Source organism: Pseudomonas sp. 203-8 (genome assembly GCF_020708595.1).
Lineage (GTDB): Bacteria > Pseudomonadota > Gammaproteobacteria > Pseudomonadales > Pseudomonadaceae > Pseudomonas > Pseudomonas aeruginosa.
Map to the genome: position 1 here is coordinate 363,822 of NZ_JAJFDF010000009.1, position 15,602 is coordinate 379,423.

The 15,602-nt window shown below is 67.1% G+C and carries 15 protein-coding genes and 1 pseudogene; 8 read left to right on the forward strand and 8 right to left on the reverse strand.

What is annotated here, in order from left to right; genetic code table 11:
• Positions 1-7 precede the first annotated feature (7 nt).
• Together tsi2 and LJF27_RS22575 are read left to right on the forward strand one after the other, a co-directional pair.
• Entirely contained in the window at positions 8-241 is a 234-nt protein-coding gene (gene tsi2 / locus LJF27_RS22570; RefSeq protein ID WP_003114383.1) for a type IV secretion system immunity protein Tsi2, read from the forward strand.
• A 131-nt stretch (positions 242-372) separates the two neighbouring features.
• Positions 373-525: pseudogene (locus LJF27_RS22575) on the forward strand (DUF6434 domain-containing protein); the annotation flags it as partial.
• Positions 526-533: 8 nt separating this feature from the next.
• Here LJF27_RS22575 and LJF27_RS22580 read toward each other — a convergent pair.
• From LJF27_RS22580 to LJF27_RS22600, 5 genes are all read right to left on the reverse strand, one after another.
• Positions 534-1,553 (reverse strand): AraC family transcriptional regulator, encoded by a 1,020-nt coding sequence (locus LJF27_RS22580; RefSeq protein WP_003101519.1) that lies wholly within the window; start codon positions 1,551-1,553, stop codon positions 534-536.
• A 113-nt stretch (positions 1,554-1,666) separates the two neighbouring features.
• Positions 1,667-2,848: a vWA domain-containing protein gene (locus LJF27_RS22585; protein WP_003101527.1), complete on the reverse strand. Its 1,182-nt coding sequence runs from the start codon at positions 2,846-2,848 to the stop codon at positions 1,667-1,669.
• 48 nt (positions 2,849-2,896) lie between these two features.
• The gene (locus LJF27_RS22590; RefSeq protein ID WP_003101529.1) at positions 2,897-3,292 is read right to left on the reverse strand and encodes a GFA family protein; all 396 of its coding nucleotides are present in this window, start codon (positions 3,290-3,292) and stop codon (positions 2,897-2,899) included.
• A 64-nt stretch (positions 3,293-3,356) separates the two neighbouring features.
• Positions 3,357-4,202, reverse strand: a complete 846-nt coding sequence (locus LJF27_RS22595) for an AAA family ATPase (RefSeq protein WP_003090571.1) — start codon at positions 4,200-4,202, stop codon at positions 3,357-3,359.
• Between the two features lie 162 nt (positions 4,203-4,364).
• On the reverse strand, positions 4,365-5,450 hold the full coding sequence (locus LJF27_RS22600; RefSeq protein WP_003451818.1) for a DUF748 domain-containing protein: 1,086 nt from the start codon (positions 5,448-5,450) through the stop codon (positions 4,365-4,367).
• Between the two features lie 120 nt (positions 5,451-5,570).
• On the opposite strand from LJF27_RS22600, the gene cysK reads away from it, so the two are divergent.
• From cysK to LJF27_RS22620, 4 genes are all read left to right on the forward strand, one after another.
• Positions 5,571-6,545: a cysteine synthase A gene (gene cysK, locus LJF27_RS22605; protein ID WP_003090573.1), complete on the forward strand. Its 975-nt coding sequence runs from the start codon at positions 5,571-5,573 to the stop codon at positions 6,543-6,545.
• 58 nt (positions 6,546-6,603) lie between these two features.
• Positions 6,604-7,218 carry a LysE family translocator gene (locus tag LJF27_RS22610; protein ID WP_003090574.1) on the forward strand — a complete coding sequence of 205 codons (615 nt, stop codon included), beginning with the start codon at positions 6,604-6,606 and terminating at the stop codon, positions 7,216-7,218.
• 198 nt (positions 7,219-7,416) lie between these two features.
• Positions 7,417-8,508 carry a polyamine ABC transporter substrate-binding protein gene (locus tag LJF27_RS22615; RefSeq protein WP_003090575.1) on the forward strand — a complete coding sequence of 364 codons (1,092 nt, stop codon included), beginning with the start codon at positions 7,417-7,419 and terminating at the stop codon, positions 8,506-8,508.
• A gap of 419 nt (positions 8,509-8,927) precedes the next feature.
• Entirely contained in the window at positions 8,928-9,791 is an 864-nt protein-coding gene (locus tag LJF27_RS22620; RefSeq protein ID WP_003116695.1) for a DMT family transporter, read from the forward strand.
• 47 nt (positions 9,792-9,838) lie between these two features.
• Here LJF27_RS22620 and LJF27_RS22625 read toward each other — a convergent pair whose 3' ends face one another.
• Positions 9,839-10,318: a winged helix-turn-helix transcriptional regulator gene (locus tag LJF27_RS22625; RefSeq protein ID WP_003090577.1), complete on the reverse strand. Its 480-nt coding sequence runs from the start codon at positions 10,316-10,318 to the stop codon at positions 9,839-9,841.
• Between the two features lie 353 nt (positions 10,319-10,671).
• Between LJF27_RS22625 and LJF27_RS22630 the strand changes: the two genes are divergently transcribed.
• Complete coding sequence (locus LJF27_RS22630) at positions 10,672-12,981, forward strand: molybdopterin oxidoreductase family protein (RefSeq protein WP_003090579.1); 2,310 nt, start codon at positions 10,672-10,674, stop codon at positions 12,979-12,981.
• Between the two features lie 16 nt (positions 12,982-12,997).
• Positions 12,998-13,336, forward strand: a complete 339-nt coding sequence (gene fdxA, locus LJF27_RS22635; protein WP_023116924.1) for a ferredoxin FdxA — start codon at positions 12,998-13,000, stop codon at positions 13,334-13,336.
• A 14-nt stretch (positions 13,337-13,350) separates the two neighbouring features.
• Here fdxA and LJF27_RS22640 read toward each other — a convergent pair whose 3' ends face one another.
• Both LJF27_RS22640 and LJF27_RS22645 read right to left on the reverse strand, forming a co-directional pair.
• Positions 13,351-14,586, reverse strand: coding sequence for an NADH:flavin oxidoreductase/NADH oxidase family protein (locus LJF27_RS22640; RefSeq protein WP_003101540.1), 1,236 nt, complete (start codon positions 14,584-14,586; stop codon positions 13,351-13,353).
• A gap of 126 nt (positions 14,587-14,712) precedes the next feature.
• On the reverse strand, positions 14,713-15,543 hold the full coding sequence (locus tag LJF27_RS22645; RefSeq protein WP_023116925.1) for an alpha/beta fold hydrolase: 831 nt from the start codon (positions 15,541-15,543) through the stop codon (positions 14,713-14,715).
• Positions 15,544-15,602 lie beyond the last annotated feature (59 nt).

Sequence of the window (15,602 nt, forward strand, 5' to 3'; positions counted from 1 at the left end):
GTGAACCATGAACCTGAAACCCCAGACCCTGATGGTGGCGATCCAGTGCGTCGCCGCGCGCACCCGCGAACTCGACGCGCAGTTGCAGAACGACGACCCGCAGAACGCCGCTGAACTCGAACAGTTGCTGGTCGGCTACGACCTCGCCGCCGACGACCTGAAGAACGCCTACGAGCAAGCCCTGGGCCAATACAGCGGCCTGCCGCCCTATGACCGGCTGATCGAAGAGCCGGCATCCTGACGGCCCGTGGGCAGGCCATCGTTGGCCTGCCCGCTCCAGCGCGCGCAGAGAAACGACAGATGGTCTTCGGCTGGCACGGCGACACCATCACCCGCGACACCGCAGTGTGCCGCGACTAGCGCAACGCCCAGGACGTACGGCGCTTCCTCGTCGGGCTGTGCGGCGCCGACTTCCGCTTCGATCGTGCCTTCATGGCCTGGATTGGCGACGGCGCGGCAAAATCCCTGAGTGAGGTGGCGGACGAACGGCGACGGCGCCACGCCGACACCAGCCCCTCCGCCTGAGCGAGCGCTCAGGCGCGGAAATGGCTCGGCGGCTGGCCGCTCCAGCGCTGGAAGGCATGGCGCAGGCTGGCGGTCTCGCTGAAGCCGAGTTCCTCGGCGATCCGGTAGATCGGCATGTCGCCGCTCTGCAACAACTCCTTGGCGCGGGCGAAGCGCAACTCGTCGAGCAATTGCTGGTAGCTGGTGCGCTGCTGCTGAAGGTGCCGGCGCAGGCTGCGCGACGAACAGTTCAGGCGCCTGGCCAGTTCCTCCAGGCCGGGCGGGTCCTGCAAGCGCTCGGCGAGGATCGCCCGGACCTTGTCCAGCCAGGCACGACGCGCGGCCAGGTCGATGTTCTGCCGCCGGCACTGTTCCAGCATCTCCCGGTGGGTCACCGGGTCGGCCAGCGGCAACGGGCGCTCCAGCCATTCGGCGGCGAAGCCGATGGCGCTGCGCTCGCGTTCGAAGTGCAACTCGCAGGCGAAACCCTCGGCGTAGGCCCGCGCCATCGCCTCGTCGCCGGCATAGTCGAAGGCCGCTTCCAGCAAGGGCAGCGGCTGGCCGAGCAGGTCGGCGCAGGTGACCTTCAGCGAGCCCAGGCAAAGCTCGGTGTTGAATGGCCGCAGCGCCTCGTCCTCGCCGTAGCCGGTGGCCACCAGCCAGGCGCGGCCGTCGGCGACTTCCAGCGACAGGTGGAAGTAGGTGCCGAGCAAGACCGGATAGCTGAGGCCGATGCGCAGCGCCTCGCCGAGGGTCGGCGCGGAGAGCAGCGCGTAGCCGAGCAGGCCGTAGGCGGAAATCCGCGTGCGCAGTCCCAGGCGCAGGCCGAGGGCCGGCTCGTCGCTGAGCCGGCAGGCGTTGGCGAACACCTGCTGCTCCTGCCAGGGGCTGATCAGGCGCCGCAGGTCGAGCAGGTCGGCGGGGGTGATGCCACTGCCTTCGAGCAGTTGCTCGCGGGCGAACCCTTCCTTCTCCAGCAGCGAGAGAGTGAGGGTCGACATGTGCAGCGAGTTGAGCCAGGTGGCGCGGGAGAAGGTCGAGTCGATCATGGCGTGCCCATCGTTACCGGTGGCCGCGCCGCGCTGTTACCGCGCGGACGGGATACACAGGGTAGGCAAGTTGCGTGCCGCCGCGCCTGTCGCCGGTCCCGCAGGCAGTTGGCTCAACCGCGCGAGAGGAAGCGCATGCCCTCCTCCAGGCCGCTCAGGGTCAACGGATACATCTGTTCCTTGACCAGTTCACGGACCAGGCCGGTGGACGCCGTGTAGTTCCAGGTGTCCTTCGGATAGGGGTTGATCCAGATGAGCTTCTTGTACTTCTCCATGAAGCGCTGCATCCAGACGTAACCGGCTTCCTCGTTCCAGTGCTCGACGCTGCCGCCGGCCTGGGTGATTTCGTAGGGCGCCATCGCCGCGTCGCCGACGAACACCACCTTGTAGTCCGGACCGTACTTGTGCAGCAGGTCGAAGGTGGCGGTGCGTTCGCTGCTGCGGCGCAGGTTGTTCTTCCACACCGACTCGTAGATGAAGTTGTGGAAGTAGAAATACTCCAGGTGCTTGAACTCGGTCTTGCAGGCCGAGAACAGCTCCTCGCAGACCTTGACGTGGGCGTCCATCGAGCCGCCGATGTCCAGCAGCAGCAACAGCTTCACCGTGTTGCGCCGCTCCGGGCGCATCTGGATGTTGAGCAGCCCGGCGTCCTTCGCGGTGTGGTCGATGGTGCCGTCGATGTCCAGCTCCTCCGCCGCGCCCTCACGGGCGAACTTGCGCAGGCGCCGCAGGGCGATCTTGATGTTGCGCGTACCCAGTTCGACCTGGTCGTCGAGGTTCTTGTATTCGCGCTGGTCCCAGACCTTGGCCGCCTTGCCCTGGCGCTTGCCGGCGTCGCCGACGCGGATGCCCTCCGGGTTGAAACCGCCGGAGCCGAACGGACTGGTACCGCCGGTACCGATCCACTTGTTACCGCCGGCATGGCGCTCCTTCTGTTCCTCGAGGCGTTTCTTGAACTCCTCGATCAGCTTGTCCAGGCCGCCGAGGGACTGGATCTGCGCCTTTTCCTCGTCGGTCAGCAGGCGCTCGAACTCCTTGCGCAGCCATTCCTCGGGGATCAGCGCCTTGAGGTGGTCGTCGAGCTTCTCCAGGCCCTTGAAGTAGGCGCCGAAGGCCCGGTCGAACTTGTCGAAGTGGCGCTCGTCCTTGACCATGATGGTGCGCGCCAGGTAGTAGAACTCGTCCATGTCGGCGAACACCACGCGGTGCTTCAGGGCATCGATCAGGTCGAGCAGCTCGCGCACCGACACCGGCACCTTGGCTGCGCGCATTTCGTTGAACAGGTTGAGCAGCATGGCTGCGACCTCGTCTGTTGTCCGTTGATCCCGGCGCGCGAGCGCCGGTCAGTATTGGTGTTCTTGCGGCAGGTCGTCGGCGATGACGTACCAGTCGGCTTTCGAACCCACGTAGATGTGCCGCTGCGCTACCGATGGCAGCGGCGAGTCGAGGGTGCCGAGGGCAATAGAGGTGTACGTCGGGTCCTCGTTGCCGCCAAGCCACTGCAGGTTCGATCCGCAGTGGCGGCAGAAGGTACGGGTGACGCCTGGCGACGAGTGGTATTCGGCCACCGCGTCCGCTCCGGCGACATAGCGGAACGCCTCGCGGCGCACCTTGCCGTAGGTGGCGAACGCCGCGCCGTGGGCCTTGCGGCACTGGCTGCAATGACAATGACTGGCCGACTCGATGGGCGCGTCGATTTCATAGCTTACCGCGCCGCACAGGCAACTTCCGCTGAGCATGGGATGTTCCTCCGCTGTCTGGCGTGCCGCCCCGCAGCCCTTTCCCCGGAAAGGGCCGACGCACTCAGCGGCTGGCGCGGCGGCTCATGAACGCCAGGCGCTCGAGAAGCTGCACGTCCTGCTCGTTCTTCACCAGGGCGCCGGCCAGCGGCGGGATCGCCTTGGTCGGGTCGCGTTCGCGCAGCACCGCTTCGCCGATCTCGTCGGCCATCAGCAGCTTCAGCCAGTCGACCAGCTCGGAAGTCGAAGGTTTCTTTTTCAGGCCGGGCACCTTGCGCACGTCGAAGAAGATGTCCAGCGCCTCGCTGACCAGCGACTGCTTGATGTTCGGGTAGTGCACGTCGACGATCTTCTGCAACGTCTCGCGGTCGGGGAAGGCGATGTAATGGAAGAAGCAGCGGCGCAGGAAGGCGTCGGGCAGTTCCTTCTCGTTGTTCGAGGTGATGATGATGATCGGGCGCTGCTTCGCCTTGATGGTTTCGTTGGTCTCGTAGACGTAGAACTCCATCTTGTCGAGTTCCTGCAGCAGGTCGTTGGGGAACTCGATGTCGGCCTTGTCGATCTCGTCGATCAGCAGGATCACCCTCTCCTCGGCCTCGAAGGCCTCCCAGAGCTTGCCCTTCTTGATGTAGTTGCGCACGTCGTGAACCTTGTCCACGCCCAGCTGCGAATCGCGCAGGCGGCTTACCGCATCGTACTCGTAGAGGCCCTGGTGGGCCTTGGTGGTGGACTTGATGTGCCAGGTGATCAGCTTGGCGCCGAAGGACTCGGCCAACTGCTCGGCGAGCATGGTCTTGCCGGTGCCCGGTTCGCCCTTCACCAGCAGCGGCCGCTGCAGGGTGATGGCGGCGTTGACCGCGAGCTTGAGGTCGTCGGTGGCGACGTAGGACTGGGTGCCTTCGAACTTCATCAGGAAATCCTCGAACGGTAACGCCCTGGCTGGAAAACCGGGCAGTTCAGTATTGTTTGAAAACCCGACTATAACGCGGGGACAAGCGCACTGTGAACGCAGACGGGTCATTCAGTCACTGAATGCCCGGCCACCTCGCGACCCGCCGTTCCGCCCGCGTCTTCAGCCGTCGTCGTCGCGCGTCGCCGGGGAACGCTCGAAACGAGCGTTGAACGCCTCGACGAACGCGTTGCGGAGAATCCCGAGGAACGCCTGGAACGCGCTGACGTCCCGCTGGTGGATATTACCGCTCAGGTTCACACGGGTTGCGAACTGGTCTTTGCGCTGGTTCTTCAGCACCGTCTCGCCACCGCCGACCAGCGCCTCCCACACCGAGCGGAACAGGTTCTTGTCGCCATCCTCCACGTCCTGCCGCCAGTTGAACACGTCCACGTCGCGCAGCAGCGGCTTGATGTAGCCATCCAACTGGCTGCGCTTAGCCTGGGCCTCCAGCACCAGGTCGCCGGTGCCGGCATTGAAGTCGAACTTGCCATAGGCGCTGGCGAAGTCGTTGAGCCGCTTCAGCTCGACGCGGGTGACCCGCAGGCGCAGGTCGAAGTCCTCGAAGTCGCTCAGCGGGTCGAAATGCGCCGCCACTTCCAGCGGCGCCTGGCCGAGTATCCGCGCCGTGCCTTCGAGATGCGCCGGCCGCTCGCCCCGGGCGTCGGCCACGTTGGTCAGGTTATAGATGCTGGCGTTGAGCGCCGAGGCGTGCAGGTTCACCGGCGGCTTCGAAGTGAAGTTGCGGAAACGCAGGGTGCCGTCCACCACCCGCACCTCGTTGAGGGTGATCGGCAGCAGCTTGTCCAGTTGCTCGCGCCAGTCGGTGCCGGCACCGGTCTGCGAGGCGTCGCGGTCGCCGCCGGCATCGACGAAGTTGAGCTGCGGACGCTCGAAGACCACCCGCGCCACTACTGCGTGATCATCCCAGAGCGCCTGCCAGCTCACCGACAGGTCGATGCTCGGCGCGTCGAGGAACGGCACCGGCACCTTGCCGTTGTCCTTGACGATGCTCAGCCCGTCGATCCGATACGCGCCGCGCCAGAGCGCCAGGTCGACGTCGGCGATGTGCCCACGGTAGTCGCCCATGTCGGCCAGCTTGCCGTTCAGGTAGTCGCGCACCAGGTACGGCAGCGCCAGGTGCAGCGCCAGCAACAACAGAAGCAGCGCCGCCAGGCTGCCCAGGGGAATGGCATAGCGTTTCTTCATCGGTACGGCCCTCCTGGACAGTGGACACGCGCGGCGCGCCGCTGGTTCGAACGCGTCTGGACGCGCGGGCGGGGGCGGAATAGGCTGATTGATCTTTCTCCATGCGACAAGGACACCATCATGAGCCGCATCTTCGCAGACAACGCGCAGTCCATCGGCAACACGCCGCTGGTCCAGATCAACCGCATCGCCCCGCGCGGCGTCACCATCCTGGCCAAGATCGAAGGGCGCAACCCCGGCTATTCGGTGAAGTGCCGGATCGGCGCGAACATGATCTGGGATGCCGAAGCCAGCGGCAGACTGAAGTCCGGCATGACCCTGGTCGAGCCGACCTCCGGCAACACCGGCATCGGCCTCGCCTTCGTCGCCGCCGCACGCGGCTACAAACTGATCCTGACCATGCCGGCGTCGATGAGCCTGGAGCGACGCAAGGTGCTCAAGGCGCTGGGCGCGGAGCTAGTCCTGACCGAACCGGCGAAGGGCATGAAGGGTGCGATCCAGAAGGCCGAGGAACTGGTCGCGGGGGATCCCGGGAAGTACTTCATGCCGCAGCAGTTCGACAACCCGGCCAACCCGGCGATCCATGAGAAGACCACCGGCCCGGAGATCTGGAACGATACCGAGGGCGCGGTGGACGTGCTGGTCTCCGGGGTCGGCACCGGCGGCACCCTCACCGGCGTCTCGCGCTACATCAAGAACACCCGGGGCAAGCCGATCCTCGCCGTGGCGGTGGAGCCGGTGACCTCGCCGGTGATCAGCCAGACCCTCGCCGGCGAGGAGGTCAAGCCCGCCCCGCACAAGATCCAGGGCATCGGCGCCGGCTTCGTGCCGAAGAACCTCGACCTGTCGCTGGTCGACCGGGTCGAGAAGATCGGCGACGACGAAGCGAAGAACATGGCGCTGCGCCTGATGCAGGAAGAAGGCATCCTCTGCGGCATCTCCTCCGGCGCGGCGATGGCCGCCGCGGTGCGCCTGGCCGAGGAGCCGAACATGCAGGGCAAGACCATCGTGGTGATCCTCCCCGATTCCGGCGAGCGCTATCTTTCGAGCATGCTCTTCGACGGCCTGTTCAGCGAACAGGAACTGACCCAGTAACCACCGACCCGCGGCGCCGCAGCGAACCGGCGCCGCCTTGCGCCAGGCGTATCGAATCATGCTGGAAACCTCGCTCTTCGTAGCCACCCTCGCCACCCTGGGCATGCTCTCGCCCGGCCCGGACTTCTTCCTGATCATCCGCAACGCGGCGCGCTACCAGCGCTCGGCGGCGATGATGACCTCGCTGGGGGTGATCCTCGGCGTGGCCACCCACATGGCCTACTGCGTCGCCGGCCTGGCGGTGCTGATCACCACCACGCCGTGGCTGTTCAACGCGCTGAAGTACACCGGCGCGGTCTACCTGATCTGGATCGGCATCCAGGCCCTGCGCTCGCGCGGCGGCGGCACGCTCGACCTGGCGGTCGGCGGCGTGCAGCGCGTCGGCCACTGGAGCGCGTTCCTCCAGGGCTACCTGTGCAACCTGCTCAACCCCAAGGCCACGCTGTTCTTCCTCGCCGTGTTCACCCAGGTGCTGAGCCTGGACTCCAGCTTCGCCGAGAAGCTCTGGTACGCCGGCATCATCGTCGGCCTCGCCGCACTCTGGTGGCCGCTGCTGGTGGTGCTGATCCAGAGCGCGGTGGTGCGCCGCGGCCTGGCCAGGGCCCAGGGGGTGGTGGACAAGCTGCTCGGCGGCCTGCTGATCGCCCTCGGGGTCAAGGTCGCCCTGAGTTGAGGCAGGCGGGCGGAGCGACGCCCCGCTGCGGTGCCGGCGCCTGTCTGCGGGCCCGCAGGTAAAAGCCGCCCCTTTCCTCGCTTCCGGCAACGCGGGATAAAACCCGGGTGCCGGCCAGCGTTGCCGGCGCCCCCTGAGCGCCGGCGGCGAACCAGTCCGTCGCCGACGCTGTCGTCAGCCGACAGGACACCTACAACAATGAAGACCCGCATCGCTTCCCTCACCCTCCTCGCCCTCGCTTGCGGCAGCGGCGCAACCCTCGCCGCGGACAACCTGAAGATCTACAACTGGTCCGAATACATCGCTCCCGAAACCGTGGCGAACTTCGCCAAGGAAACCGGCATCCAGGCCACCTACGACGTCTACGACAGCAACGAGACCCTCGACGGCAAGCTGATGACCGGCCAATCCGGCTACGACGTGGTATTCCCGTCGAACCACTTCATGGCCAAGCAGATCCAGGCCGGCGCCCTGAAGAAGCTGGACAAGTCCCAGCTGCCCAACTGGAAGAACCTCAACCCGGTGCTGCTCAAGGCCCTGGAGGTCAACGATCCGGGCAACCAGTACGGCTTCCCCTACCTCTGGGGCACCACCGGCATCGGCTACAACCCGGCGAAGATCAAGGCGGTGCTCGGCGACGACGCGCCGCTGGACTCCTGGGATATATTCTTCAAGCCCGAATACATGCAGAAACTGAGCAAGTGCGGGGTGGCGGTGCTGGACAACGGCCCCGAGCTGCTGCCCATCACCCTCAACTACCTCGGCCTGCCACACCACAGCCAGAAGGCCGACGACTACAAGCAGGCCCAGGCGGCGCTGCTGAAGGTGCGCCCGTACATCCGCTACTTCCACTCCTCGAAGTACGTCAGCGACCTGGCCAACGGCGAGATCTGCATGGTGGTCGGTTTCTCCGGCGACATCCTGCAGGCCGCGACCCGCGCCAAGGAGGCCAACAACGGCGTGGAAGTGCGCTACTCGACGCCGAAGGAAGGCTCGCCGCTGTGGTTCGACATGGTCTCGATGCCGGTCGACGCGCCCGACGAGAAGGCCGGCTACGCCTTCATGAACTACCTGCTGCGTCCCGAGGTGATGGCCGCGATCAGCAACCATGTGCACTACGCCAACGGCAACCTGGCCGCCGACCCGCTGGTGGACGCCGAGATCAAGGCCGACCCGGCGATCTACCCGCCGCAGGAGAAGATGGCCAAGCTGTTCGCCCTCGAGTCCATGCCGCAGAAGATCGACCGCGTGCGCACGCGCACCTGGAACACGGTGAAGACCGGCAAGTGAAGCCCGGCGCCGGCCCGGTTTGTCGCCGGGCTGGCGTTTTAGCGCAAGGCTCGCCCACAGGCTCGTCAAATCCCGGACGGCCCGCTATAGTCCCTCTCGTTGTCTTCATCGACCGGATAGCCTCCATGAACCAGCGCTCGCACAGCTCGCTCCCCGCCCTTCCGGTAGCCACCGGCGAGGTCGGCGCGCTCCAGCCGTGCGCCAGCCTGGGCTGCGTTTCCCCTCCTGTAGTCGCCTCGCCGCCGCCTCCCCCTCCCGGTTCGGCCGCCTGCCCGCCGCCGGGCGTCAGTCCCTGACGAGCGCGGTAGCGCCCCAACGCCCTTCCACAGCCCGCCGCAAGCAGCGCCATCCGCTGCCGAAGCGTGCCGTCCGCCGCCGGCCCGAGCCCGCGGCATGCCCGACTACAAGGTGGCAGATCCATGTTTGCACTGAACAAATCCGCACTGGCCGGCCTGGCCAGCACCAGCCTCTTCGTCCTGCTCTGGAGCAGCGGGGCCATCGCCTCGAAATGGGGCCTGGCGCATTCCTCGCCGTTCGCCTTCCTGGTGTTCCGCTTCGGCATCGCCCTCGCCTGCCTGCTGCCGCTCGCCCCGCTGCTCAGGCTGCGCACGCCGCGCAGCGCGCGTGAGCGCGGCAAGGCCCTGCTCACCGGCCTGGTGATGCTGGGGGTCTATCCGATCTTCTATATCTTCTCGCTGAAGCTGCAGGTCACTCCCGGCATGATGGCGACCATCCTCGGCGTGCAACCGATCCTCACCGCCGTCATCCTCGAACGCCGGCAGTCGCCGGCGCGCCTGTTCGGCCTGCTGCTGGGCCTGGCCGGCCTGGTGCTGGTGGTCTACCAGGGCATCGGCCTGGCCGGGATGTCCACGGCCGGCATCCTCTGCGCACTGCTGGCGCTGGCCGGCGTCACCGGCGGCTCGATCATGCAGAAGGGCATCCGCGAGAACCCGCTGGGCACCCTGCCCCTGCAGTACCTCGCCGGCCTCGGCCTGTGCCTGGCGTTCGTGCCCTTCCAGCCGTTCGAGTTCGAATGGAACGCCGGCTTCCTGGTCCCCGCGCTATGGATGGGCGTCGTGGTCTCGGTGGGCGCGACCCTGCTGCTCTACCGGCTGATCGCCCAGGGCAACCTGGTCAACGTCACCAGCCTGTTCTACCTGGTGCCGGCGGTGACCGCGATCATGGACTTCATGGTCTTCGGCAACCGCCTCGGCTGGCTCAGCCTGCTGGGCATGGGGCTGATCGTGGTGGGGCTGATGTTCGTCTTCCGCAAGGCCGGCTGAGCGAACCGAGCGGGTCGCGGCCCGCCCTTGGCAGAGCGCGCGCGGATTCAGTTCTGCGCGAGCTTGCCAGCCATCGCCGCGAACCCCGGCCCCGGCACCGCCGTCACATCGCGCGACCCCACCGGCTCGCCGCACTCCGGGCAGACCATGGTCGGCCGGAACTTGTGGCCACAGGCCTTGTGCACGTACTCCACCGGAGCGCCGCGGCCCTCGTCGAGCCAGCGGTCGCCCCAGTTGGCCAGGGCCAGCAGCACCGGATGCAGGTCGTGGCCCATCTCGGTGAGGCGGTACTCGTAGCGCGGCGGTCGCTCCTGGTAAGGCACCTTCTTCAGCGCGCCCGCCTCCACCAGCCGGCTCAGGCGGTCGGCCAGTACCTGACGGGTGACCCCGAGGCTGGCCTGGAACTCATCGAAGCGGCGCATGCCGAGAAAGCAGTTGCGCAGGATCAGCAGCGTCCAGCGGTCGCCGAGGATCGCCAGGCTGCGCGCCATCGAACAGGGCGTTTCGCCGACTTCTTGCCATTTCATGGGGTTCTCCCGGAAAAACCTCCGTCCATTCTAGGGGGCCGCTTCGGAGCTTGACCAGTTCCAAATTGGAACTTAGTATCCGGCCGAAAAGGTCATGGACCCGGCGCGCTCCTGGCAGGATCGGACAAACCAGCACTACGGACGGGTCCCATATCAGCGCCCGCATAGTAAGTTCCGATTCGGAACTGTAGAAGCGTCGAGCATGAGAGGGAAAGGCCGATACGACGGGGTTCCGTGTGCCGCCCGCGCGTCGTCCTTGCAGCACAGCGTCAGGCAGTCCCGAAAGAACGAAGCCCGCACGGCTGGGGTGCGCCCCAGGTTGCGCCGGCAACGACAACAACGAGGAACACACCGTGACTACGCCGTCCCCGCAATGGAAGAAGACCGCCTGTATCCTCTGCAGCCTCAACTGCGGGCTGGAAGTGCAGACCGAGAATGGCCGCATCAGCAAGATCCGCGGCGATGACGACCACCCCGCCTCGCAGGGCTACGTCTGCGAGAAATCGCAGCGCATGGACTACTACCAGAACGGCGCCGACCGCCTGGACACGCCGATGCGCCGGCGCCCCGATGGCAGCTACGAAGCCATCGACTGGGACACGGCGATCCGCGAGGTGGCGGAGAAATTCCTCGCCATCAAGCGCAGGCATGGCGGTGAAAGCATCCTCTACTACGGCGGCGGCGCGCAGGGCAACCACCTCGGCGGCGCCTACGGCGACAGCACGCTGAAGGCCCTCGGGGTGAAGTACCGCTCCAACGCCCTGGCCCAGGAAAAGACCGGCGAGTTCTGGGTCCAGGGCAAGATGTTCGGTACCGGCGTGCACGGCGACTTCGAGCATTGCGAGGTGGCCATCCTGATCGGCAAGAATCCCTGGCAATCCCATGGTTTCGCCCGCGCCCGCGTGCTGCTCAACGCCATGGCCAAGGACCCCGCACGCTCGATCATCGTGATCGATCCGCGCCTGAGCGAAACCGCCGCCCTGGCCGACTTCCACCTGCAGATCCGTCCGGGCACCGACGCCTGGTGCCTGGCGGCGCTGGTCGGGATCATCGTCCAGGACGGGCTGCTGGCGCGCGACTGGCTGGCCGAGCACACCAGCGGCTACGAGCACATCGTCGACGAACTGAACGCTATCCCGGTGGCCTACTGCGCCGAGACCTGCGGGGTGGCGGAAGACAAGCTGCGCGCCGCCGCCCGGCGGATCGCCAGCGCCAGCAGCGTATCGGCGCTGGAAGACCTGGGCATGCAGATGAACCTGCACTCGACCCTCGGCAGCTACCTGCAACGCCTGGTCTGGTTGCTCACCGGCCATTACGGGCGCCCCGGCACCAGCAACGCCTTCGTGCCCTTCCTCTCGCTGTCCAAGGCCAGCAAAGGCGATACCTCGATGGGCAAGAAGGGCGCGCCACGCGTCGAGAAGCGCAGCCCGGTGGCCAATGCCAAGATCATCATCGGCCTGATTCCCTGCAACGTGATTCCAGAGGAAATCCTCACCGACCATCCCAAGCGCTACCGCGCCATGCTGGTGGAGACCGGCAACCCGCTGCATTCGCTGGCCGATAGCCAGCGCATGCGCGAAGCCATGCGCGCCCTGGAGCTGTCGGTGGTGATCGACGTGGCCATGACCGAGACCGCGCGCCACGCCGACTATGTGTTGCCGGCGGCGAGCCAGTTCGAAAAAGCCGAGGCGACCTTCTTCAACCTGGAATTCCCGCGCAACGCCTTCCATCTGCGCGCGCCGCTGTTCCCGGCGCGCCCCGGCACCCTGCCGGAAGCGGAGATCCACGCCCGCCTGCTGGAAGCCATGGGGGTGCTCGGCGAGAAAGACTACCGGCCGTTGCGCCTGGCCCTGAAGCTCGGGCGCAAGGCGTTCTCGGCGGCTTTCCTCGCCGCCGCGGCGACCCGCCCCAAGGTCATGAAATACGCGCCGGTCCTGCTCTACCGTACCCTCGGCCCGACCCTGCCCGCCGGCATGGAAGCGGCCGCGGCGATCTGGGGCATCTGCCAACTGCACGTGCTGAACAACCGCAAGACCGCTGCCCGCGCCGGCTTCGACGGGTTGCCGCCGCTGGCCGCCGACCGCCTGTTCCAGGCCATGCTCGACAACCCGTCCGGGGTGGTCTTCGCCGAAACCACCTACGCCGAAAGCTGGCAGGCCGTCGCCCGTCCCGAACAGCGGATCAACCTGCACATCCCCGAACTGTTGCCGGAACTGGCCAAGCTCGCCCACAGCGCGCCACCCCACGATCCGGCCTACCCGTTCATCCTCGCCGCCGGCGAGCGGCGCAGCGACACCAGCAATACCGCCGTGCGCGACACCGGCTGGCACCGCCGCGGGCGCTACGGCACCCTGCGCATCAGCCCGCAGGACGCCGAGGCGCTGGGCTGCGCCGACGGCGAGGTGCTGCGCGTGGTGACCCGCCGCGGCGACGTCGAGGCGGAAGTGGAGATCAGCGACATGATGCAGCCGGGCAATATCTCCCTGCCCAACGGCCAGGGCCTGGACTACCGCAACGCCGAGGGCGAGGTGGTGCGCCGGGGCGTGGCGCCCAACGAGGTGACCGACTGCACCCAGCGCGACTTCCTCGCCGGCACGCCCTGGCACAAGTACGTGCCGGCGCGCCTGGAACGGCTGGCGACGCCCGCCGCTACGAACGCCTGAGCCAGGGAGGACGATCATGACCTTCGTCGTGCTGGAAGAATGCATCCGCTGCAAACACACCGACTGCGTGGAAGTCTGTCCCGTGGACTGCTTCTACGAAGGCCCCAACTTCCTCGTCATCCACCCCGATGAATGCATCGACTGCGCGCTCTGCGAGCCGGAATGCCCGGTCGCCGCGATTCGCGCCGAGGACGAGGTGCCGCTCGGGCAACGGCAGTTCATCGCCCTCAACGGCGAACTCGCCACGCATCCCAACTGGACGCAGATCACCCGCAAGAAGCCGGCGCCCGACGACCACGACGCCTGGTTCGGCCTGCCGGGCAAGCTGGCCGAACTCGACCGCAACGGCGCCTGAGGCGCTGACGGTGCTCAGGCTTCGGCGCGCGAACGCATGAGCCGCCGGTAACGGCGGGTCTGCAGGAGCGCGCCGGCCTGCTGCGCGAGCAACGCGCACAGCGGCGACACCCGTGGGTTGGTCGCCCTGCCCCGGCTCAGCTTGCGCAGCTGGAACTTCACCGCGGCCATGTTCGCCAGCGAGGCCAGGGGTTTGTTCCTCCAGGTTATCGGCCGCAACTGCGGCGCCGAATCCTTGCCGGCGCGCCAGTCGCGCGGCAGGTTCGGCTCGATCGCCAGCGCCGTGCCGATGCCGACCATGTCCACCCCGCTGGCCAGCACCTGTTCGGCCACCGGCCGCCGGCGGATGCCGCCCGTGACCATTACCGGCATCCGCGCCGCCGCGCGGATGTCGCGGGCGAACTCGACGAAGTAGGCCTCGCGGGCCAGGGTCCGCCCGTCGCGCGCTTCGCCCTGCATGGCCGGCGCCTCGTAGCTGCCGCCCGACAGCTCGACCAGGTCGACGCCCAGGCCATCGAGCATCCGTACCACCTCGCGGGCATCGTCGGCGCTGAAGCCGCCGCGCTGGAAATCGGCGGAATTCAGCTTCACCGCCACCGCGAAGCCAGGGGCAACCTCGGCGCGCACCGCCCGGACGATCTCCAGCAGCAGGCGCGCGCGATTCTCCAGGGAGCCGCCCCAGGCGTCGCTGCGGCGGTTGCTCAGCGGCGAGAGGAACTGGCTGAGCAGGTAACCGTGGGCGGCATGGATCTCCACCCCGCTGAAGCCGGCCCGCTCGGCCAGGCCGGCGCTGCGGGCGAATCGCTGGATCACCTCGGCGATCATCGCCTCGTCCATCGCCTTCGGCGTAGCGAAGTGCCTGGACATCCCGCCCAGTTCCAGCGGCACCGCCGAGGGTGCCCAGGCCTGCTGGCCGAGATTGGCCTGCATCTGCCGGCCGGGATGGTTGATCTGCAACCAGAACTGCGCGCCGGCGGAACGCCCGATGCGCGCCCAGCGGCGGAATTTCTCCAGTTGCGCGTCGTTTTCCAGGACCACCCCGCCGGGGCCGGTCATGGCACGGCTGTCGACCATCACGTTACCGCTGATCAGCAGCCCGGCGCCGCCGTCGGCCCAGGCCTGGTAGAGGCGCATCAGGCGTTCGGAGGGGGCCTGCGCGGCATCGGCCATGTTCTCCTCCATGGCGGCCTTGGCGAGGCGATTGGGAATGGTCGAGCCGTTGGGAAGCGTCAGCGTGTCGAACAGGTTCATGGGCCTACCTCATGAGGACAGTGGCCCGACGATAAGATTGAAGTCGACTTCAAGGTCAACGCTTTTTTTGCCGCGCAGCCCGGGCCCCGACCGGGTGCCGGGAGCGCGCCCCGGCACCCGGCGCGCTCAGCCGCGGATGAAGGCCAGCAGGTCGGCGTTGATCACCTCGGCCTGGGTGGTCGGCATGCCGTGCGGGAACCCCGGATAGATCTTCAGCGTGCCGTTGCGCAACAGCTTCGCCGAGAGTACGCCGGAATTCTCGTAGGGCACGATCTGGTCGTCGCCGCCATGCATCACCAGCACCGGGATGTCGATGCGCTTCAGGTCATCGCTGAAGTCGGTCTGGGAAAAGGCCACGATCCCATCGTAGTGGGCCTTGGCGCCGCCCATCATGCCCTGCCGCCACCAGTTGCGGACGATCCCTTCCGAGGGCTGCGCCCCGGGACGGTTGTAGCCATAGAACGGGCCGGCGGGAATGTCCTGGTAGAACTGCGCGCGATTGGCCGCGAGCTGCGCCTGGAGATCGTCGAAGACGCTCTTCGGCAGGCCGCCCGGATTGCCCTCGGTCTTCACCATCAGCGGCGGTACCGCGCTGATGATCGCCGCCTTCGGCACCGGGTCGTCGGGATAGCGGGCGATGTAGTGGACGACCTCGCCGCCGCCGGTGGAATGGCCGACATGGATCGCCCCGCGCACCCCGAGGCGCTCGACCACCGCCGCCACGTCGTCGGCGTAGTGGTCCATGTCATGGCCGTCCCAGACCTGGCTGGAGCGACCGTGGCCACGGCGGTCGTGGGCCACTACGCGAAAGCCCTCGGCGAGGAAGAACAGCATCTGTGCATCCCAGTCGTCGGAACTCAGTGGCCAGCCATGATGGAAGTAGATCACCTGGGCGTCGCGCGGCCCCCAGTCCTTGTAGAAGAGTTCGACGCCATCCTTCGTTGTCACGTAACCCATGTCGCTTCTCCCGATCGGTGTGGATGCAGGCAACGGCGCCACCCTGCGGCCGCCGTTCC